Source organism: Paraburkholderia sp. SIMBA_027 (assembly GCF_046535315.1).
Classification (GTDB): domain Bacteria; phylum Pseudomonadota; class Gammaproteobacteria; order Burkholderiales; family Burkholderiaceae; genus Paraburkholderia; species Paraburkholderia tropica.
In genome coordinates this window covers 114332-134507 of the sequence record NZ_JAWRWY010000009.1, presented here as the reverse complement: position 1 = coordinate 134507, position 20176 = coordinate 114332, and the positions used below count along the sequence as shown (strand labels likewise).

Below are 20176 nucleotides of genomic sequence, written 5' to 3'. Positions count from 1 at the left end.
ACAGCGCCGCCCAGGCGGGCAAATCGCCGTTCGGGCCGCCCTGCACCGGTCGCACCCGCGCAACCCATGCTTCGCGCAGCGGGGCAACCAGGTGTTAACAGCTTGATCGGAAAGCCCATTTGGCGTCGTCGTCGCGTATTAAGCCGGTGGTAGAATAATCGGCTCGCTTTTTGATCGTACCTTTGATCGTAGTGATCGTATAAACGGAGAGACCAACGTGTCGTTCATTTCCAATGCCTTCGCCCAAGGCTCCGCAGCCGGCGGCGCAGAATCCAGCCTGATGAGCTTCCTGCCGCTGATTCTGATGTTCGCCGTGCTGTACTTCATCATGATCCGTCCGCAGATGAAGCGCCAGAAGGAACACCGCAACATGCTCGCCGCCATGGCCAAGGGCGACGAAGTCATCATCAGCGGCGGTATCGTCGGCAAGGTCACCAAAGTCAGCGAAGCCTATGTGGGCGTCGAAATCTCCGACGGCACGGAAGTCACCGTGCAAAAGTCGTCGGTTACGACCATCCTGCCGAAGGGCACGATCAAGTCGCTGTAAGCGCCAGACGATCGATCACCCCGTCGATCACTTCAGGCCGTGGCTGAGTCCGCGGTCTGGTGCGTCCGGCCCGGCCCCCTGCATCACCCTGAGGCGCGCTGAAGCGCCTCGCGCGGGGCGGCAAGCGGGCCTTGCCGGACGCGCTCGCATCGAGATGGCCATCCCCCTCCCCCGTTGGGCCAACCAATGAACCGTTATCCCCTCTGGAAATATGTCGTGATGCTGGTGGCGCTAGTCATCGGCCTCGTGTACACATTGCCCAATTTCTTCGGCGAAGCGCCCGCGGTCCAGGTGTCGAGCGGTAAAGCCACCGTGAAGCTCGACTCCGGCACGCTCGCGCAGGTCGAAGCCGCAGTGGCGGCGGCCAACATCAAGGCCGACGACGTCACCTTCGACAACTCGTCGATGAACGCGAACATTCGCGTGCGCGTGGCCGACACCGACACCCAGCTACGCCTCAAGGACGCGCTGAACAAGGCGCTGAACGCCGACCCGAGCGATCCGCAGTACATCGTCGCGCTGAACCTGCAGAGCGCCTCGCCGCGCTGGCTGACCGCGCTGCACGCGCTGCCGATGTACCTCGGTCTGGACCTGCGCGGCGGCGTGCACTTCCTGCTCCAGGTCGACATGAACGGCGCGCTCAACAAGAAGCTCGACTCCGACGCTTCGGACGCCCGCACGCTTCTGCGCGACAAGAATATCCGCGACGGCGGCGTGAACCGCGTCGGCCAGAGCGTCGTGATCAATTTCGCCGATCCGGCCGTCGCCGACCAGGCGAGCAAGCTGCTGTCGGGCACCGGCGGCATCAGCGAACTCGTGTGGGCCACGCAGAACGCGCCGGAAGGCGGCGTGCAGCTCGTCGGCACCTTCACGCCGGCGGTCAAGAAGGCCGTGCAGGACGCCGCGCTCAAGCAGAACATCCAGACGCTGCATAACCGCGTGAACGAACTGGGCGTGTCCGAGCCCGTGATCCAGCAGCAAGGCGACGACCGCATCGTGGTCGAACTGCCGGGCGTGCAGGACACCGCGAAGGCGAAGGACATCATCGGCCGCACGGCGACGCTCGAAGCGCGCCTCGCCGACCCGAACGGTCTGCATCCGAATCCGGGCGACCCCGTGCCGCCGGGCGACGAGCTGTTCACGCAAGGCAACGCCGCGCCGGTGCTGCTGCGCAAGGCCGTGATCTTCACGGGCGACCGCATCATCGACGCGTCGGCGGGCTTCGACGAGCATCAGCGTCCGTCGGTCAACATCCGTCTCGACTCGGCGGGCGGCCGCGCGGTGCGCAGCGTCTCGCGCGACAACATCGGCAAGCCGATGGCGATGGTGCTGTTCGAAAAGGGCAAGGGCGAAGTGCTGACGGTGGCCACGATCCAGTCGGAACTGGGCGACCGCTTCCAGATCACGGGCCAGCCCACGCCGCAAGCCGCCGCCGACCTCGCGCTGCTGCTGCGCGCCGGTTCGCTCGCGGCGCCGATGGACATCATCGAAGAACGCACGGTCGGTCCGAGCCTTGGCGCGGACAACATCCGCAAGGGCTTCGACTCGGTGGTCTACGGCTTCGCCGCGATCGCCGTGTTCATGATCGCGTACTACATGCTGTTCGGCATGATCTCCATGATCGGCCTGTCGGTGAACCTGCTGCTGCTGGTGGCCGTGCTCTCGATGATGCAGGCCACGCTCACGCTGCCGGGCATTGCCGCTATCGCGCTCGCGCTCGGTATGGCGATCGACGCGAACGTGCTGATCAACGAGCGCGTGCGTGAAGAACTGCGCAACGGCGCGCCGCCGCAACTGGCCATCCAGAACGGCTACGCGCACGCCTGGGCGACGATTCTCGACTCGAACGTCACCACGCTGATCGCCGGTCTCGCGCTGCTCGCGTTCGGCTCGGGCCCGGTGCGCGGCTTCGCGATCGTGCACTGTATCGGCATCCTGACCTCGATGTTCTCGGCCGTGTTCTTCTCGCGCGGTCTCGTGAATCTCTGGTACGGCGGCAAGAAGAAGCTCAAGTCGCTGGCCGTCGGTCAGGTGTGGCGTCCGGAACCGGAAGCGGCGGGCGCGCCCGCACTCTCCGACGCGGACACCGACACCGACACGGGCCGTGCGCTCGCCAGCAACACCGCCAGCGCAGCCAAGCGCGAATCGGCCAAGGCCGGCGCGAAGGGCGCCGCACGCGGCAAGCCCACCGTGCGCCGCCGCAATGCGAGCGGCCCGGACAACACCGGCTCGTCCCGCTGATACGGAGACTAGAAAATGGAATTTTTCCGCATCCGCAAAGACATCCCGTTCATGAAGCACGCGTTGATCTTCAACGCGATCTCCTTCATTACGTTCATCGCGGCGGTGTTCTTCCTGTTCCACCGCGGCCTGCATCTGTCGATCGAATTCACGGGCGGCACGGTCATCGAAGTGCAGTACCCGCAGGCGGTGCCGCTCGAACCGGTGCGTGACTCGCTCGGCAAGATCGGTTACGGCGACGCCCAGGTGCAGAACTTCGGCACCTCGCGCGACGTGCTGATCCGCCTGCCGATCAAGCAGGGCCTCTCCTCGGCGCAGCAAAGCGACCAGGTGATGAACACGCTCAAGGCCGACAATCCGCAAGTGCTGCTGCAGCGCGTGGAGTTCGTCGGTCCGCAGGTGGGCAAGGAACTCGCCACCGACGGTCTGCTCGCGCTCGCGTGCGTGGTCGTCGGCATCATCATCTATCTGTCGTTCCGCTTCGAGTGGAAATACGCCGTGGCCGGCGTGATCGCCAACCTGCACGACGTGGTGATCATTCTCGGCTTCTTCGCGTTCTTCCAGTGGGAGTTCTCGCTCTCGGTGCTCGCGGCGGTGCTGGCGGTGCTCGGTTATTCGGTCAACGAATCGGTCGTTATCTTCGACCGGATTCGCGAGACCTTCCGCCGCGAACGCAAGATGAGCGTGGTGCAGGTCATCAACCACGCGATCACGAGCACGATGTCGCGAACCATCATCACCCACGGCTGTACGGAAATGATGGTGCTGTCGATGTTCTTCTTCGGCGGTCCGACGCTGCATTACTTCGCGCTGGCGCTGACGGTGGGTATTCTGTTCGGTATCTACTCGTCGGTGTTCGTGGCCGCTTCGCTTTCGATGTGGCTCGGCGTGAAGCGCGAGGACCTCATCAAGGAAAAGAAGGACAAGTTCGATCCGAACGATCCGAACGCCGGCGCGCAGGTTTAAGTCACACCTGCGCCGCGTTCCCTCGAACGCAGACGGACAAAAAAAGCCCCGCGAATCTCGCGGGGCTTTTTTCTTTTTGCGCTTCTTTTTGCGCCCGTGAAGCGTAAAGCGCGGCGCTTACTGCTTGATGCCTTCGGCCTGGATGTGCAGCTTCGTCTCCATCTTGAAGCCGTATTTCTTGCCCATGTCCATGCCGAACGCGTCGCGGTCGAACTCGGCTTCGGCTTCCACGCCGCACACTTCGCGCTTGAGCATCGGGTGCTGCATGCACTTGAACGATTCGATCTCGAGCTTGAGCGGCTTCGTCACGCCGTGCAGCGTGAGCGTGCCGATCACTTCCTTGGGCGTGTCGCCGTCGAACACGATCTGCGTGCCCTTGTAGGTGGCGGTGGGATATTTCGCGACGTCGAAGAACTCCTCGCCGCGCAGATGCTTGTCGAGTTCCGTGTTGCCCGTCTGCACCGAAGCCGGGTCGATCGTCACGTCGACCGTGCCGGTCTTGCCCGAGCGGTCGAGCGTGACCGTGCCCGTGGTCTTCGTGAACTTGCCGCGCCACACCGAGAGGCCGCCGAAGTGGTCGGACTCGAAGCTCGGGTAGGTGTGGTTCGGATCGAGCTGATACACGTCGGCGGCGTGCGCGAGCGAGGCGGTGAGGACCAGCGCGACGGCGGCGGCCGCTTTCGGCAAGGCGTGCTTAGTGGCGTGCTTCGTGGCGTGCTTCGCTACATACTTCGCGGCGTACTTTGCGTTGTGCAAGGCGTTCTTGTTCAAGTGCGTCTCCTGAGTCGGCAACGTCATGGAAAAGAAACGCGCCGCCGCGTGCGTTGCCCCCTACCGGTGCGCGACGACGATATGAAACTTGATCAGCACTTCGTCCGCGACGGTCGACGTGTCCTTCCACTGGCCCGTGCCGATGCCGAACGCCAGACGGTGGATCGGCAAGGTGCCGTCGAACGTCTGCGTGCCGCCCTGCTGCGTGAGCACGACGGGCGCCGTCACGGGCTGCGTGCGGCCCTTGATGGTCAGGTTGCCGCTCACGCTGTACTGGTTCGGCCCGGTCGAGGTGATCGACGTGGACACAAAAGTGGCCTGCGGATACGCCTTCGCGTCGAACCACTCGGGACCGCGCACCGAATCGTTGTACGTCGGGCTGCCGAGGTCGTAGCTGCCGGTATCGACGGTGATGCGCGCCGTGCCGCCCGCGGGCTTCGCCGGATCGAAGGCGATCTGCGCGTCGAACTTCATGAAGCGCCCTTCGACCGGCACGTTCATTTGCCGCGAGATCGCCACGAGTGTGCTCCTGTCGGCGTCGATCTGCGCGAACGCCGCGCCGCCGGGCACGAGCGCCGTCAATAGCGTGCAGACCATGCCAATCAGCACCGTGCCCCACCGCGCGACCGGCGCGACCGGCACCCGAACCGCCCTCGCCCTGCCCGCCAGCGGGCCCAGTCGCCGCCTCCCGCTGACTAAACGCGCCAGCCCGGACAATCCTTCCATGATCTTCCCCGATGCGGGCGCCGGTCTCCTCCGACAACGACGCCCGCCGCCCGCGCGAGCCCCGAGGAGGGAGGGCCGTCGAATCGGCCTCTCAGCTGCAAAGATAGCCTATGCGCGTGACTGCAAACATCTGCGGATAGAGAATAGCGCGGCTAGCCGCGCACTCGCGCCCGGCGTGGCATCGCCCGGCGCCGCGCAGCCGGCATGCGCGGCCATGCTGGCTCGCGCGCATCGGCGGCGCAAACGTGGCACACTCCTCGCCCGTCATGCAGCCCGGATCGCCGGGGCGGTCGAGCGGGTCGCCGGAATGGCCGCAAGGGCCCGGCCCGCAAATTGCTACAGCTTGCCGATGCTCGCGCCGAAAGGCCGCCTACGTGCTGTTGCCCGCTGTCCAGACGCTACCCGCGCACGCCGCGCAAGCAAACGCGCGCGTCAGGTGCCCTTTGGTAACATGGCCAGGCGCGCCGCGCGTGTCGCGTTGCCATGCTGCCGTTCGGCCCGCGCTGCATGTCCCGTTCACGTCGTTTTGCGCCACCTGCCCGCATGGCCCAGGAAAAACTGATCGCGTGTCACGAATGCGACGCGCTCTACCGCAAACCTCGCCTGCTCGGGCGTGAAACCGCGCGCTGCACGCGCTGCGGCGCCACGCTCTATCACAGCGCCTCGTCGCAGCTCGACCGCATCTGCGCGATCACGATCGCCGCGCTGCTCACCTTCATCATCGCGCAGTCGTTTCCGATCATCGAACTCGACGCCAACGGCATCACCACGGAATCGAGCCTGTTCGGCGCGCTCGTGGTGCTGTGGAACGAGGACATGCAGATCGTCGCGGTGATGGTCTTTTGCGCAACCATCCTTTTCCCGCTCACCGAAATGGTGGCGCTGCTCTACGTGCTGCTGCCGATCCGGCGCGGCTTCATCCCGCCCGGCTTCGATCTCGTGCTGCGCGCGATCCAGTTCGTGCGGCCCTGGGGCATGCTCGAAGTGTTCATGCTCGGCGTGCTGATCACGATCGTGAAGATGGTCAGCCTCGCGCGCGTGATTCCGGAGACGGCGCTGTTCGCGTTCGGCGCGCTCACGCTGATGTTCACCGTGGTCGTGACGTTCGATTCGCGCACGCTCTGGGATATCGCCGACGCCCTGCGCGAAAGCGCGCTCGCCGCGCGCCGCGGCCGCTCGGGTCCGGCGGCGGAGGGCGGCGCGAACGGCGGTCCGGGCCTGCCTGGCGGTAACGGAGGGAACGGCGGCCACGGCGGCAACGACGGGCTGGACACGCCCGCCACCCCGCACACGGCCGACGGCCACGACATCGACCCGCGCGGGCTGCTCGATCCGGGCGTGCCCTCGGTGCTCGCGCATGTCGCCGGATCCGACGCGCTCGCCGATCCGGAAATTCGCGGCACCGCGCGCGACGCCGGGCAAGACGCGCCACCCGACACCCCGCCCGCCCGTCCCGAGGGTTCGCGATGAAAAAATACCTCACCGCCGCCGACGCCGGCCTGATCTCCTGCCACGCCTGCGGTCACGTCCAGCCGTTGCAGCGCGGCATCGCGCATCCGCGCTGCCTGCGCTGCCACTCGCCGCTGCACACGCGCCACCCGGACAGCCTGATGCGCACCTGGGCGCTGCTGATCGCCGCCGCGTTGCTCTACATTCCGGCCAACATCCTGCCGGTCATGCACACGGCCTCGCTCGTCGGCGACGAGGACGACACCATCATGAGCGGCGTCGTCTACTTCTGGACCTCGGGCGACGCGCCGCTCGCCGTAATCGTGTTCATCGCCAGTATTCTGGTGCCCATGCTCAAGCTGTCGGTGCTCGGGCTGCTCTGCTTCACCTCGCAGCGCCGCTCCACGTGGCGTCCCGCCGAGCGCACCAAACTCTACCGGCTGGTCGAATTCATCGGCCGCTGGTCGATGCTGGACGTCTTCGTTGTCACCCTGACCGTGGCGCTGGTACGCTTCCAGTCACTTGCGGTGATCACGGCGGGCCCAGGCGCCATCGCGTTCGGCTCGGTCGTGATCCTGACGATGATCGCGTCGATGCAGTTCGATCCGCGCCTCATCTGGGATCCGGTGGACGAAGACAAGCAACAACCCACGCAACACTCTCAGGATCACCCACATGAATAGTCCGAAAGGACCGACCCCGGCCCCCGGCGGGGCGGGTTCCGGCGGCGGCGGCTTGCCGCCCGACCTGCCCGAACCGGACATCGTCAAACCCCGGCGCTGGCTGCCCTCGCTCGTCTGGATCGTGCCGCTCATCGCGGCGCTGATCGGCGTGGCGCTCGTGGTGAAGTCGGTGGCCACCCGCGGGCCCACCATCACCATCAGCTTCATGAGCGCCGAAGGCCTCGAACCCGGCAAGACCAAGGTCAAGTACAAGGACGTCGATATCGGTTCGGTGCGCGCCATCAAGCTCTCGCCGAACCTCTCGCGCGTGCTCGTGACCGTCGAACTCACCAAGGATGCCGAAGACTTCGCCAAGAAGGACAGCCGCTTCTGGGTGGTGCGTCCGCGCGTGGGCGCGAGCGGCGTCTCGGGCCTCGGCACGCTGCTCTCGGGCTCGTACATCGGCGCCGACGCGGGCCGTTCGGAAGAAACCGCCAGCGACTTCACCGGACTGGAAACGCCGCCCGCCGTCACCATCGACGAAAAAGGCCACCGCTACACGCTGCACAGCGAAAACCTCGGCTCGCTCGATATCGGCACGCCGATCTTCTATCGCCGCATCCAGGTCGGCCAGGTCACGGGCTATTCGCTCGACAAGGACGGCACGGGCGTGACCGTGCAGGTGTTCGTCAGCGCCCCGTACGACCAGTACGTCGGCACCAATACGCGCTGGTGGCATGCGAGCGGCGTAAACGTACAGCTCGATTCGAGCGGCTTCAAGGTCAACACGCAGTCGCTCGCGACGGTCGTGACGGGCGGTCTCGCCTTCCAGGCGCCGCCGGGTCAGGCGATGGGTCCGCAGGCGCCCGACGCCGCGACCTTCACGCTCGCCTCCGACGAAAGCGAAGCGATGCGCGAGCCGGACGGCGCGCCGGTGCGCGTGGTCATGTACTTCAACCAGTCGCTGCGCGGCCTCGCCGTGGGCGCGACCGTGGACTTCCGCGGCATCGTGCTCGGCCAGGTAACCGATATCGGCATCGAATACGATCCCAAGGAGCACAACTTCACCATGCCGGTGACGATGGATCTGTATCCGCTGCGTCTGTCGCGCCGCACGCGCGGCGAAGCGCCCGCGCCGCATACGCCGCAGAGCCACGAACTGATCAAGCGGCTCGTCTCGCGCGGCCTGCGCGGCCAGTTGCGCACCGGCAACCTGATCACCGGCCAGCTCTACATCGCGCTCGACATCTTCCCGAAGGCCGGTCCGGCCAAGGCGGATCTCGACCGCGACCCGATGGAGCTGCCGACGGTGCCGAACTCGCTCGAAGAGCTGCAGCTTCAGGTGGCCGACATCGCCAAGAAGCTCGATCAGATTCCGTTCGACAAGATCGGCAACAACCTGAACGAATCGCTCAAGAGCGCGAACCAGCTGTTCGGTCAGGTCAACGACCAGCTTCTGCCGCAGATGCGCGGCACGCTGGACGAGGCGCAGAAGACCTTCAGCGCCGCCCAGTCCACCTTGCAGCAGGATTCGCCGCTGCAATCGGACGTGCATCAGGCGCTGCAGGAACTGACGCGCACGCTGCAATCGCTCAACGCGCTCTCGGATTACCTCGAGCGCCATCCCGAATCGCTGCTGCGCGGCAAATCAGGAGACAAGCCATGACGTATCGCCGGCGCCCGCTCCGGCGCCTTGCCGCCCTTGCTGCCCTCGCCGCGCTGACGGCGCTGGCGGGCTGCGCCTCGCCCAGCAGCCACTTCTACACGCTGAGTCCGACCGACGACGCGGCGCGGACCCAGCCCGCCGCCGCGACGAACGGCAATCCGGCGTGGCTGATCGAACTCGCGCCCGTCGACGTGCCGCCGCAGGTCGCGAAGGCGCAGTTCGTGGTGCAGACCGACGCCACCCAGGTGCGCGTGCTCGAACAGGAACGCTGGGCGTCGATGCCCGGCGACGAGATCCGCCGCGCGCTGTCGGGCGACCTCACGCAGCAGTTGAACACGATCGACGTGTACGGCTCGCCGCATCCCGAAGGCGTGCCGGTCTATCGCGTGAGCGTGAACGTGCAGCGCTTCGAATCGTGGCCGGGCTCGCATGCGCTGATCGACGCGGTCTGGAGCGTGCGCTCGCTCGACTCCCAGACCGTCATGACTTGCCGCAGCGTGCTCAACGAACCGGTCGGCGACGGCTACGACGCGCTCGTGGTCGGCCACCGGCGCGCCGTCGCATCGCTCTCGCAGGCCATTTCGAGCGGCGTGCGCGCGCTCGCGGCCACGCCGCGGGTGACGGGCGCCGCGGCAGCGGTGGCGGCGGCGGTGTCGAAAGGCGGCGCCAAGGCCGCCGTCGTCAAAACGAAGCCCGTCAGCATCGCCTGCCCGCAAGTCGCGCCGGTCGCTGAATCGGCGGGATCGGGGGGGTAAAGGCTCGCTCATCGCGCGCCGCTTCCTCGACGGAACGCGGCGCGCGCTCCCACCCGCGTCTCGCCAGTCGGCGCCGCGCTCATGCCGCGCCGGCCCATCTCAAACGGTCAAACGCACGCCGCCCGCGATAATGTCGCGTTGCCTTGTCGCTTTGACCGTTTGCCTATGTTTCGCTCCTTCCCCACGCTCTGGAAAAAATGGCGCGCCTCGCGCAGCGCCGGCCAGCAGCTCGACGCCCTGCTCGCCACCGCCGACGCCGACGCGCCCTACGCCGAACGCAGCGACTGGCTGATCGAACTCGCCCACTGGATCCACCGGCGCGGCAAGCTCGACGGCGCCGGCCGGGTGGTGCCGTCCGCGCCTGACACGTTCGCCGACTCCGCTCACGCCTACGCCACTGCAACCGACGCCGACGCCGACGCCCCGCCGCCGCCCGAACACGCGCGCCTGCGCTACCTGCTGCACGTGCTCGACCGCAATCCGGGCTGGAAGGCGAACGTCGGCGCCATCGTGCGCAAGCTGCTGCGCGAAAGCGACAGCATCTCGCTGCTGTGCGACGCCGGCATGCCGGTGCACTCGGGCCTGTTCGGCGCGCTGGTCGGCCGCGTCCAGGCGCAACTGATACCGCCCGCACCGAACCGCCGCGATCTGGCCGCGCTCGTCACGCTGATGTTCCCCGCCACGCACGATCCCGAGTGGATCGCGACGCTGCCGCCCGACGTGCTCGCACGCCTGCGCGCGTTGATCGCCGAGCCGCAAGCGCTTGCGCAAACCGCATCCGCTTCGCCCGACGACATCCGCGCCAGCCGCGCCCCGCAAGGCACCGAATTCACGCTCGACCTGTTGACCGCGCTGCACAACCTCAGTTGCCAGATCAGCTCGACGGGCCTCTCGCCGACCGTGCGCAGCCGCCTGTCGCGCGACGAATCGCACGTCGCCGTCGAAAAGCTGCCGTTCTTCCGCCTCACGCGCGCGATGCTCGCCGTCGAAAACGCGCGCGACTCGGGCGACGCCGCGCGGCTGCGCCAGGAAGTGACGTGGCTGCGCCTGCTGCTCGACGAATGCCGCAAAGCCACCGACGACGTCTTCGCCCATCTCTACCGCCACGGCGTGCGCGTCGACACCGTGTTCCAGGTCGAACGCATGCGCATGCGCATCGTGCGCGCCGAGCATCTGCTCGACGCCTGGATGTCCAGCGACGACGCCCGCACGCAGGCGCGCCTCGCCGCCGATCTCGTCCGGGCGAACCAGGCGAGCCAGAGCGTCTCGCACCTCGTGCGCAGCAATTTCGCGCTGCTCTCGCGCAAGGTCGTCGAGCTGTCCGCCGACACCGGCGAGCACTACATCGCACGCGACCGCGCCGAATATCTGACGATGTTGCGCATGGCGGCGGGCGGCGGCCTCGTCACGGCGGTGACGGTGTACGTGAAATTCGGCATCACGGGCGCGCATCTGCCGTCGATGATCGAAGGGCTGTTCGCGGGCATCAACTACGCGCTGAGCTTCCTCGTGATGCACTTCTGCCACTTCTCGCTCGCGACCAAGCAGCCCGCGATGACCGCGCCCACGCTCGCGCGCGAACTCGACGGCGCGAACGAAGCGCCGGGACGCGTGCGCTTCGTCTCGTCGGTGGTGGCGCTGATCCGCACCCAGGCGGCGGCCGTGCTCGGCAACGTGCTGCTCGTGTTTCCGGCCTGCCTCGCGATCCAGCTCGTGTGCGGCTGGCTGTTTCACGCCGATCTGATCTCGCCCGCCAAGGCGCACGCAACGCTGCAATCCTTCTCGCTGATCGGCCCGACGCCGTTCTACGCCGCGCTCACGGGCGTGCTGCTGTGGGCGTCGAGCCTGTTCGCCGGTTGGGCCGACAACTGGTTCGTGCTCCATCGCGTCGAGGACGCGCTGGCGTGGAACCGCCGTCTGCGCATGACGCTCGGCACCTCGGGCGCTGCGCGGCTCGCGCGTTTTTGCCGCCTGAACGCGGCGGGCGTGTGGGGCAATCTCGTGCTCGGCATGATGCTCGGCCTCGTGCCGGCGATCGTCTCGGCGGTCGCGTTTCACTTCGAGGTGCGCCACGTCACGCTCTCGGCCGGTTCGATCGGCGTGGCGATGGGCGTGCTCGGCCCGGCGACGCTCAAGAGCGGCGAGCTGTGGTGGGCCGTGGCGGGCGTCGCGAGCATGGCGGTGCTCAACGTGACGGTGAGCTTCGCGCTCGCCTTGCAGATGGCGCTGCGCTCGCGCGACCTCGCGCGCAAGGATGTGCGCCCGCTTATGCGCGCGTTCTGGCGGCGCGTGACGCGGCATCCTGCCGACCTGGTGTGGCCGATGCGCCGCGGCCAGTTGCGTGAAGACAACGAGTGAAACGCGCGTTTTGATCTGCCGTTCGGCCAACGTTACCGCCCAGGTTGACGCCGGCCATCGCGTCCTCACCGCGCCGGCGCGACGCTGAGGGACGCATCCGCCTCGCACGCTGTTTGCACTTTGTGTGCATGCATTTTTCCGTCTGCGAGGCGTTCCTCACGTTTGATCTACGTCGCGGCACGCCACCGGAGGCCGTTGCCGCGTGTAGTCACCTGGGCTACAGTCCTCATGATTCGAACCTTTCGGCACAAAGGTCTTGCATCGTTTTTTCTGGAAGGCAGCAAGGCGGGCATCCAGGCGCACCACGCGTCGCGTCTGCGCCTGCTGCTCGGCGCGCTGGATCAGGCGCGCGGGCCGCAGGACATGAACGCGCCGCCGTGGCGCCTGCACGCGCTGCAAGGCAGTCTCGCCGGGCATTGGGCGGTGTGGGTCAACGGCAACTGGCGTCTCACTTTCCTGTTCGAAGGCGCCGACGCCATCCTCGTCGACTATCAGGATTACCACTGAGGATTACCCCTAAGGGCACACGTATGAGCAGAATGCACAATCCGCCGCATCCCGGCGAAGTCCTGCGCGAATGGATTCCGCCGGAGATCACCGTGACCCAGGCGGCGCACGATCTGCATATCAACCGCGTCACGCTGTCGAACCTGCTCAACGGCAAGGCGGGCATGACGGCGAATCTCGCGCTGCGGCTGTCGGCGTGGCTCGGCACCACGCCCGAACACTGGCTCGGGCTGCAGACGCAGTGGGATCTCTGGCAAGCGCGCCGGCAGCCGCGTCCGCGCATCCGGCCGCTTGCGCGTGCGGCCGCGCAAGCCGTCGTGGCGGCGCGCTGAGGGCCGCCTGACGCGGTCCCACGCCCTCTGGCGCGCGCCTTTGCATGCCCATGCGGGCAGCAAGCGCCCGACTTCCGGCGCCCTGGCGGACACGCGCTCCGGCCCGCCCCCACAACCCGCGTACAATAGCGCCTTCCCCCGCAGCGTCACCTCTCTTTTCTCATGTCTTTCGATTTCTTCGCCCCCTGCCCGCGTGGCCTCGAAGCCGCGCTCGCCGCCGAACTCGCGGAAACCGCGCAACGGCGCCTGCCGCCCGGCGCGCTCCAGGTCGGCGCCGAAGTGCCCGGCGGCGTACATTTCCGCGGCAACTGGGCCGGCGGCATGGCCGCGAACCTGCATTCGCGCATCGCGAGCCGCGTGCTCCTCAAGATCGCCCAGCGTCCGTATCGCGGCGAGCAGGACATCTACGCGCTCGCCCGCGAGCAACAGTGGGAAAAGTGGTTCTCGCCGAACGAGACGATCCGCATCGACATCACCGCGATCAAGTCACCGCTGCGCAGCCTCGAATTCGCCACGCTGCGCGTGAAGGACGCGATCTGCGACCGCATGCGCGACAAGGCCGGTTCGCGTCCGAGCGTCGATACCGCTTATCCCGACGTGCGCATCTTCGCCTTCCTGACCGCCACCGAGTGCACGCTCTATCTCGACACGTCCGGCGAGCCGCTGTTCAAGCGCGGCTGGCGTCTCGACAAGGGCGCGGCGCCGCTGCGCGAGAATCTCGCGGCCGGCATCCTGCGCCTGACGGGCTGGACGCCCGAGCAGCCGCTCTACGATCCGATGTGCGGCTCCGGCACCTTCCTCGCGGAAGCGTGGCAAGTCGGCCTCGACATCGCGCCGGGTCTGGAGCGCAGCTTCGGCTTCGAACGCCTCAAGCAGGCCGATTCGGCCGCCTGGCGTCACCTCAAGAGCGAGGCCAACACGGCGCGCAATACGGCGCTGAGCCGCGCGCAGGATCTGCGGATCTTCGGCAGCGACATTTCGGACGTGATGCTCGACAAGGCGCGCGCCAACTTCGCGCGCGCCGGGCTCGGCAAGGTGCCGCTCAAGCAGCTCGACGCCCGCAACATGACGCCGCCCGCCGAGGGCGAAGGCATTCTGGTGGCGAATCCGCCGTACGGCGAGCGTATCGAGGTGCGCGGGCGCAACGCGCGCGGCGAGCTGCGCGAGCGCAATCCGCGTAACGAAGACGACTACGATGCACCGGACGCCTTCCGACGCGCCCACACCGACGCGCCCGACGCCGAGTTCTTCCAGGCGCTCGGCGACGCGCTCAAGCAGCGCTTCACGGGCTGGCGCGCGTTCATCCTGACCTCGGACCGCAAGCTGCCGGGCCAGTTGCGCCTGCGCGAATCGGCCAAGACGCCGCTGTTCAACGGCGCGCTCGAATGCCGTCTGTTCCGCTTCGACCTGATCGCGGGCAGCGTGCGTCAGCGTCCGGCGGCGGGTAACGCCGACGCGGGCAGCTAGCCCGCCGACTCGCGCGACTAAATCGCGCGACTAAACTGCGCCTCGACCGGCGCGGCTCCCCGCCGCGCCGGTATCCACGACTTCACTCCGCCCACCTCGCGCTCACACGCGCGACGGCCCCACTTTCGCTCCGCCAGCATCGACCGGCAGCGGATACCCTTCGTACTCCGGAAAGAGCTTCGGCAACAAGAAGTCCGGCAAGCTGTGGCGCGAAAAACAGCGCGACGTCGAAGCCGGATGGATCAGATGCAAGCAACTCCCGCGCGCATCCTCGGCGGCGAGCACGTTCTTGCCCGCGCTCACCACACGCCGGATAAAGCTTTCGTCCTCGCCGAGATTCACATCGTCGAAGCGCGCGATCTCGAACAGCGACTTGCGATACACGTAGGCGAAACCGTAAAAGAGGATGAAGTCCGCGCCGATCTGCATCTTCTCGTGGAACGTCACCGTGCTCACCTCCTGCCCCTTCAGCACATAGTGCAGCCCGACGCGCGCGTTCAGATCCATGTAGCCGAGAAAACGCGTGTGCGGCGCGTACATCCAGAACGTCGAGAGCTTGATCAGCGCGGCGTCGTTCTGGCGCAGCAACGCGGTCATATCCGCGAGATAGTGCGAGGCGTAGTGGTCGTCGTCATCGAAATGGGCGATCAGTTCGCCGCGCGCCTCGCTCACGAGCCGGTTGCGCTTGGCGCCGATCGTCATCGGCTCGCTCGACCAGAGGTAGCGCACGCGGGCGTCGCGCTGCGCGAGATCGCGCATGAACGCGTTCGGCTCGGGGCTGTCGTCGAGCACGAGCCACTCCCAGTCGGCCTGCTGGCGCGCCACGCAGCGCGCGATGGCGGGCAAAAACGCGGCGCGGTTCGCCGTGGGCGTGATGATGGAAACGTTTGGAGACATGAGCGATGCGGTGAGCGCGGCGGCAAGCGGCCGCGGATGAAGGAGGCGATGGAAACGATTACAGCAGAGTCGCGTCCGCGCCTCTCTCAGAAAAACTCGAAAACGCGTCGCGCGAAGATAAAGACGTTGAGCGCAGCCTACTGACAGGACGCTGTCAGCAGGCGGGCCGCACACTCCTCTCCACGCCGTCCGAACACCACCACGCCCGGCGAAACTCGGCACAAAACGCGGCACGCGCGGCGCGCGCCACGTGCCGTGATCTGCTGCCAGTTTTCATCCATCTCGTCCAACCTGCTCATTCGAGGAGCGCATCATGTCGACCGTTGAAGCCACCCGCGTCATTTCCTGGTTCGAAATCCCCGCGCACGATCTGGAGCGCGCCGCCCGGTTCTACGAAACCGCCTTCGATACGTCCTTGCAGCGCGAAGTCATGGGCGGCGTGCCGATGGCCCTGTTCGCGCATACCGACAACGAAACCGGCGGCTGCATCGTGTTCAATCCGCGCGACGCCCGCCCCGACACCAAGGGCGTGCTCGTGTATCTGAACGCGCAGCCGTCGGTCACGGCCGTGCTCGATCGCGTCGAAAAGGCGGGCGGCCGCAAGGAAGGCCCGGCGCTGGAACTGCCGAACAATTACGGCTACATCGGCTTTTTCATCGATACGGAAGGCAATCGCGTCGGGCTGCACGCGGCCAAGCTGGGCTGAACGCGGCGCGGCGGAGGCGCGGCGGCGGCGTATCGGAGGCGTATCGGCGGCATGTCAGCAGCGCATTAGCGACGGCACGCGGCAAGGCGCGGTGCGCGCGCGGCGCTATCATCTGCGCAACGCAATCCGCACAACGCAATTTATGCAGACGCCCCGCGCCGCGGCCCAGCCCGCAAAACGCGCCGTTCCCGCCCATCGAGGCTCCCGCGCCCGACCGCCATGACCCGCCGCGCCGACCGTCTTTTCCGCATCGCCGAACTGCTGCGCGGACGCCGTCTCACCACGGCGCAGCAGCTTGCCGAATGGCTCGAAGTCTCGCCGCGCACCGTCTATCGCGACGTGCGCGACCTGCAACTGTCGGGCGTGCCGATCGAAGGCGAAGCGGGCATCGGCTACCGGCTCGCGCGCACCGCCAGCCTGCCGCCGCTGACCTTTACCGCCGACGAACTCACCGCGCTCGCCGTCGGCGCGCGCATGGCCGAGTCGTGGGGCGGCGCGGCGCTCGGCACGGGCGCGCGCGGCGCGCTCGCGAAGATCGCCGCCGCCATGCCCGCCGAAAAACGCGCGGTGCTCGAACGCATCGCCGTGTTCGCGCCGTCGTATCACGTCGATCGCGCGTATTCGGAGAAAGTGGATGCGCTGCACCGCGCCGTCGATTCGCGGCTCGTCGTGCGCTTCGCGTATTGCGACCGCATCGGCGCGCAGACGCTGCGGCGCGTCTGGCCGCTCGGGCTGGTCTATTGGGGCGCGCAGTGGACGGTCGGCGCGTGGTGCGAAATGCGCGAGGGCTTTCGCAACTTCAACATCGAGCGCATGGAAAGCGTGGAAGTGCTCGAACCGTTTCCCGACGTGAGTGGACGCCGGCTCGCCGATTATCTGCGGCACGTGAATGCGCCGTCGCGCTGAGGCTTGCCTCTTGCACGATGAATGTGCGTGAAGCACCGCGCCAATAAAAAAGCGCGCATCGCTGCGCGCTTTTTCTTCTGCATGGTCCACCGGCCAGGCCGCCGATGAACGCAGCGCTTACTCCACTGCCTTCACCATATCCTCGATCACCTTCTTCGCGTCGCCGAACACCATCATGGTTTTATCCATGTAGAAGAGTTCGTTGTCGAGCCCCGCGTAACCGGCCGCCATCGACCGCTTGTTGACGATGATCGTGCGCGCCTTGTACGCCTCGATGATCGGCATGCCCGCGATCGGCGACTTCGGATCGTTCTTCGCGGCCGGATTCACCACGTCGTTTGCGCCGAGCACCAGCACCACATCGGTCTGGCCGAACTCGTTGTTGATGTCCTCCATCTCGAACACCATGTCGTAGGGCACTTCGGCTTCGGCGAGCAGCACGTTCATATGGCCCGGCATGCGGCCCGCGACCGGGTGAATCGCGTAACGCACGTCCACGCCTTTTTCGACGAGCTTGTCGGTGAGTTCCTTGAGCGCATGCTGCGCGCGCGCCACGGCGAGGCCGTAACCCGGCACGATCACCACGCTTTCGGCGTTGCCGAGCATGAACGCGGCGTCGTCGGCGGAACCCGACTTCACCGGACGCTGCTCCTGCGCGCCGCCCACCGCCGCCGCGCCCGCTTCCGCGCCGAAGCCGCCGAGCAGCACGTTGAAGAACGAGCGGTTCATCGCGTGGCACATGATGTACGAGAGGATCGCGCCCGACGAACCCACCAGCGAACCGGCGATGATCAGCATCGCGTTGTTCAACGAGAAGCCGATGCCCGCCGCCGCCCAGCCCGAGTACGAGTTGAGCATCGAGACCACCACGGGCATGTCCGCGCCGCCGATCGGAATGATGATGAGCACGCCCAGCGCGAACGCGATCAGCGTCATGATGATGAACGGCAGCCACGACTGCGTGACGAAGAACAGAATGCCGAAGCCGATCATGCCGAGCGCGAGCATCAGGTTGATCAGATGCTGGCCCGGATACACCACGGGCGCGCCCTGAAACAGCCGGAACTTGTACTTGCCCGAGAGCTTGCCGAAGGCGATCACCGAGCCGCTGAACGTAATCGCGCCCACGAAGGTGCCGATAAACAGTTCGATGCGGTTGCCGTACGGAAGGAAGCCCGGATACGGCGCGTCTTCCGCGACGAGTCCGAAGGCCGCCGGCTCCGACACCACCGCATACGCGATGCACACCGCCGCGAGACCGATCAGCGAGTGCATGGCCGCGACGAGTTCGGGCATCTTCGTCATTTCGACGCGCGCGGCCACGAACGCGCCCAGCCCGCCGCCGACGATCAGCGCCGCGAACAGCAGCCCGAGGCCCAGCCCGAGATTCGAGCCGAATTGCGCGGATTCCTTGACGATCAGCGCAATCGTCGTGAGGATCGCGATGGCCATGCCGACCATGCCGAACAGATTGCCGGCGCGCGCGCTGCGCGGATTCGACAGCCCCTTGAGCGCCTGAATGAAGCAAACCGACGCCACCAGATAAAGCAGCGTAACGACGTTCATGCTCATCACGCGCCCTCCTTGCCGGCCGCCGGGAGCTTCTTCGGCTCTTTCTTGCGGAACATCTCCAGCATGCGCCGCGTGACCAGAAAGCCGCCGAACACGTTCACGGCCGCGAGCAGCACGGCCAGCGTGCCGAAGAACTTGCCCGCGAAGCCCACGGTCAGGCCGGTGGCGAGCATCGCGCCCACGATCACGATCGCGGAGATCGCATTGGTCACGGCCATGAGCGGCGTGTGCAGCGCGGGCGTGACGTTCCAGACCACGTGATAGCCCACGTACACGGCCAGCACGAAGATGATCAGATTGATGACGGTATGGTTGATGAGTTCCATCTCGGTCTCCTCGTCATGCCTTGCGCGTGACGGCGCCGTCGCGAGCCAGCAGCGTGGCCGCGACGATGTCGTCCGCGAGGTCGATGTTGAGCGTGCCTTCCTTCGTGACGATCAGCTTGAGGAAGTCGAGCAGATTGCGCGCGTAGAGCGCCGAGGCGTCGGCGGCCACCATCGACGCGAGATTCGTGTAGCCGCAGATCTGCACGCCGTGCGCCGTCACCACCTGGTCCGCGACGGTCAGCGGGCAATTGCCGCCGCGCCGCCCGGCGGCCGCGTCGGCGATCGGTCCGCGGCCGGCCGCGAGGTCGATCACGACCGAACCCGGCTTCATCGCCTGCACGGTTTCCGACGGCAGCAGCGTGGGCGCGTCGCGGCCCGGAATCAGCGCGGTCGAAATGACGATGTCGGCCTGACGCGCGCGCTCGTGCACCAGCGCCGCCTGGCGCGCGAGCCACGACGGCGGCATGGGCCGCGCGTAGCCGCCCACGCCTTGCGCAGCGTCGCGCTCCTCGTCGGTTTCGTAGGGCACGTCGAGGAATTTCGCGCCGAGCGATTCGATCTGCTCCTTCACCGCCGGACGCACGTCCGACGCCTCGATCACCGCGCCCAGCCGCCGCGCCGTGGCGATCGCCTGCAGGCCCGCCACGCCCGCGCCGAGGATCAGCACGCGCGCGGCCTTCACGGTGCCGGCGGCGGTCATCAGCATGGGCATGAAGCGCGGATACAGGTTCGACGCCACCAGCACCGCCTTGTAGCCGGCGATATTGGCCTGCGACGACAGCACGTCGAGGCTTTGCGCGCGCGTGGTGCGCGGCGCGGCTTCGAGCGCGAACGCGGTCAGGCCCGCATCGGCGAGCCGTTGCGCATTGTCCGCATTAAAGGGATCGAGCATGCCGGCCAGCACCGCGCCGCGCTTCATGAAGGCCAGTTCGCTGACGCTCGGCGACTGGACCTTGAGCACGAGATCGGCGCCGAATGCGGCAGCCGCGTCGGCGATCTGCGCGCCGACGGCCGTATAGGTTTCGTCCGGAAAGCTCGCGCCGACACCGGCGCCTGCCTGGATGGTGACCGTATGGCCCTGCGCGACGTATTTCTTGACGGTCTCGGGCGTCGCGGCCACACGGCTTTCGTTCGCCCGGGTTTCTGCGGGCACTCCGATATGCATCGTTGTTTCCTCCTCGGCCTGCTTCTCTTTCTGATCTGGCTCGAATCGAGCGGAGTAAGGCCGACGAGGCGCGCCGGCTCTTATTGCAACGTTCTCGACATTCTCAAACGGGCAAGGCAACGGCAAACGACGCACCACTTTAACCGAAAGGGGCGCG

Annotated in this window: 18 protein-coding genes and 1 pseudogene; 13 read left to right on the top strand and 6 right to left on the bottom strand. The window is 66.9% G+C overall.

The annotated features are described in order from the left end of the window. The first annotated feature begins 217 nt into the window (after positions 1-217). The 3 genes from yajC to secF all read left to right on the top strand — a co-directional run bounded on the left by yajC (position 218) and on the right by secF (position 3754). On the top strand, positions 218-547 hold the full coding sequence (gene yajC, locus SB764_RS18455) for a preprotein translocase subunit YajC (RefSeq protein WP_065065097.1): 330 nt from the start codon (positions 218-220) through the stop codon (positions 545-547). Between the two features lie 186 nt (positions 548-733). After that, the gene (gene secD, locus SB764_RS18450; protein WP_065065098.1) at positions 734-2788 is read left to right on the top strand and encodes a protein translocase subunit SecD; all 2055 of its coding nucleotides are present in this window, start codon (positions 734-736) and stop codon (positions 2786-2788) included. A 15-nt stretch (positions 2789-2803) separates the two neighbouring features. Beyond that, positions 2804-3754, top strand: coding sequence for a protein translocase subunit SecF (gene secF / locus SB764_RS18445; RefSeq protein WP_065065099.1), 951 nt, complete (start codon positions 2804-2806; stop codon positions 3752-3754). A gap of 117 nt (positions 3755-3871) precedes the next feature. Here secF and SB764_RS18440 read toward each other — a convergent pair whose 3' ends face one another. Both SB764_RS18440 and SB764_RS18435 read right to left on the bottom strand, forming a co-directional pair. Further along, positions 3872-4441: a YceI family protein gene (locus tag SB764_RS18440; RefSeq protein WP_410864371.1), complete on the bottom strand. Its 570-nt coding sequence runs from the start codon at positions 4439-4441 to the stop codon at positions 3872-3874. Between the two features lie 144 nt (positions 4442-4585). Further along, a complete protein-coding gene (locus SB764_RS18435) occupies positions 4586-5122 on the bottom strand; it encodes a YceI family protein (RefSeq protein ID WP_065065178.1) in 537 nt (178 codons plus the stop codon). 672 nt (positions 5123-5794) lie between these two features. Between SB764_RS18435 and SB764_RS18430 the strand changes: the two are divergent. The 8 genes and pseudogenes from SB764_RS18430 to SB764_RS18395 all read left to right on the top strand — a co-directional run. After that, positions 5795-6406: pseudogene (locus SB764_RS18430) on the top strand (paraquat-inducible protein A); the annotation flags it as partial. A 311-nt stretch (positions 6407-6717) separates the two neighbouring features. Next, positions 6718-7383 carry a paraquat-inducible protein A gene (locus SB764_RS18425; RefSeq protein WP_065065100.1) on the top strand — a complete coding sequence of 222 codons (666 nt, stop codon included), beginning with the start codon at positions 6718-6720 and terminating at the stop codon, positions 7381-7383. Continuing rightward, positions 7376-9028, top strand: coding sequence for an intermembrane transport protein PqiB (locus SB764_RS18420; protein ID WP_110325454.1), 1653 nt, complete (start codon positions 7376-7378; stop codon positions 9026-9028). Before SB764_RS18425 ends, SB764_RS18420 begins: the two co-directional genes overlap by 8 nt. Then, positions 9025-9783, top strand: coding sequence for a membrane integrity-associated transporter subunit PqiC (locus tag SB764_RS18415; RefSeq protein ID WP_074981564.1), 759 nt, complete (start codon positions 9025-9027; stop codon positions 9781-9783). Before SB764_RS18420 ends, SB764_RS18415 begins: the two co-directional genes overlap by 4 nt. 165 nt (positions 9784-9948) lie before the next feature. After that, entirely contained in the window at positions 9949-12141 is a 2193-nt protein-coding gene (locus SB764_RS18410; protein ID WP_110325450.1) for a site-specific recombinase, read from the top strand. A 228-nt stretch (positions 12142-12369) separates the two neighbouring features. Then, positions 12370-12648: a type II toxin-antitoxin system RelE/ParE family toxin gene (locus SB764_RS18405; protein ID WP_074981560.1), complete on the top strand. Its 279-nt coding sequence runs from the start codon at positions 12370-12372 to the stop codon at positions 12646-12648. Positions 12649-12671: 23 nt separating this feature from the next. Beyond that, positions 12672-12980, top strand: a complete 309-nt coding sequence (locus SB764_RS18400; RefSeq protein ID WP_065065105.1) for a HigA family addiction module antitoxin — start codon at positions 12672-12674, stop codon at positions 12978-12980. A gap of 162 nt (positions 12981-13142) precedes the next feature. Then, positions 13143-14447: a class I SAM-dependent RNA methyltransferase gene (locus tag SB764_RS18395; protein WP_410864273.1), complete on the top strand. Its 1305-nt coding sequence runs from the start codon at positions 13143-13145 to the stop codon at positions 14445-14447. A gap of 102 nt (positions 14448-14549) precedes the next feature. Here the strand turns inward: SB764_RS18395 and SB764_RS18390 are convergent, their stop codons facing one another. After that, the gene (locus SB764_RS18390; RefSeq protein WP_074981558.1) at positions 14550-15344 is read right to left on the bottom strand and encodes a glycosyltransferase family 2 protein; all 795 of its coding nucleotides are present in this window, start codon (positions 15342-15344) and stop codon (positions 14550-14552) included. Between the two features lie 313 nt (positions 15345-15657). Between SB764_RS18390 and SB764_RS18385 the strand changes: the two genes are divergently transcribed. Both SB764_RS18385 and SB764_RS18380 read left to right on the top strand, forming a co-directional pair. Further along, entirely contained in the window at positions 15658-16050 is a 393-nt protein-coding gene (locus SB764_RS18385; protein WP_065065108.1) for a VOC family protein, read from the top strand. A 219-nt stretch (positions 16051-16269) separates the two neighbouring features. Continuing rightward, positions 16270-16956: a helix-turn-helix transcriptional regulator gene (locus SB764_RS18380; RefSeq protein WP_110325446.1), complete on the top strand. Its 687-nt coding sequence runs from the start codon at positions 16270-16272 to the stop codon at positions 16954-16956. A gap of 117 nt (positions 16957-17073) precedes the next feature. Here SB764_RS18380 and SB764_RS18375 read toward each other — a convergent pair whose 3' ends face one another. The 3 genes from SB764_RS18375 to SB764_RS18365 are packed head-to-tail and all read right to left on the bottom strand — an operon-like array spanning position 17074 to position 20019. Then, positions 17074-18528, bottom strand: a complete 1455-nt coding sequence (locus SB764_RS18375) for an NAD(P)(+) transhydrogenase (Re/Si-specific) subunit beta (RefSeq protein ID WP_065065110.1) — start codon at positions 18526-18528, stop codon at positions 17074-17076. Continuing rightward, on the bottom strand, positions 18528-18854 hold the full coding sequence (locus tag SB764_RS18370; protein ID WP_065065111.1) for an NAD(P) transhydrogenase subunit alpha: 327 nt from the start codon (positions 18852-18854) through the stop codon (positions 18528-18530). The genes SB764_RS18375 and SB764_RS18370 overlap by 1 nt, the downstream gene beginning before the upstream one ends. Positions 18855-18867: 13 nt before the next feature. After that, positions 18868-20019 (bottom strand): Re/Si-specific NAD(P)(+) transhydrogenase subunit alpha, encoded by a 1152-nt coding sequence (locus tag SB764_RS18365; RefSeq protein ID WP_074981556.1) that lies wholly within the window; start codon positions 20017-20019, stop codon positions 18868-18870. Between the last annotated feature and the right edge of the window lie 157 nt (positions 20020-20176).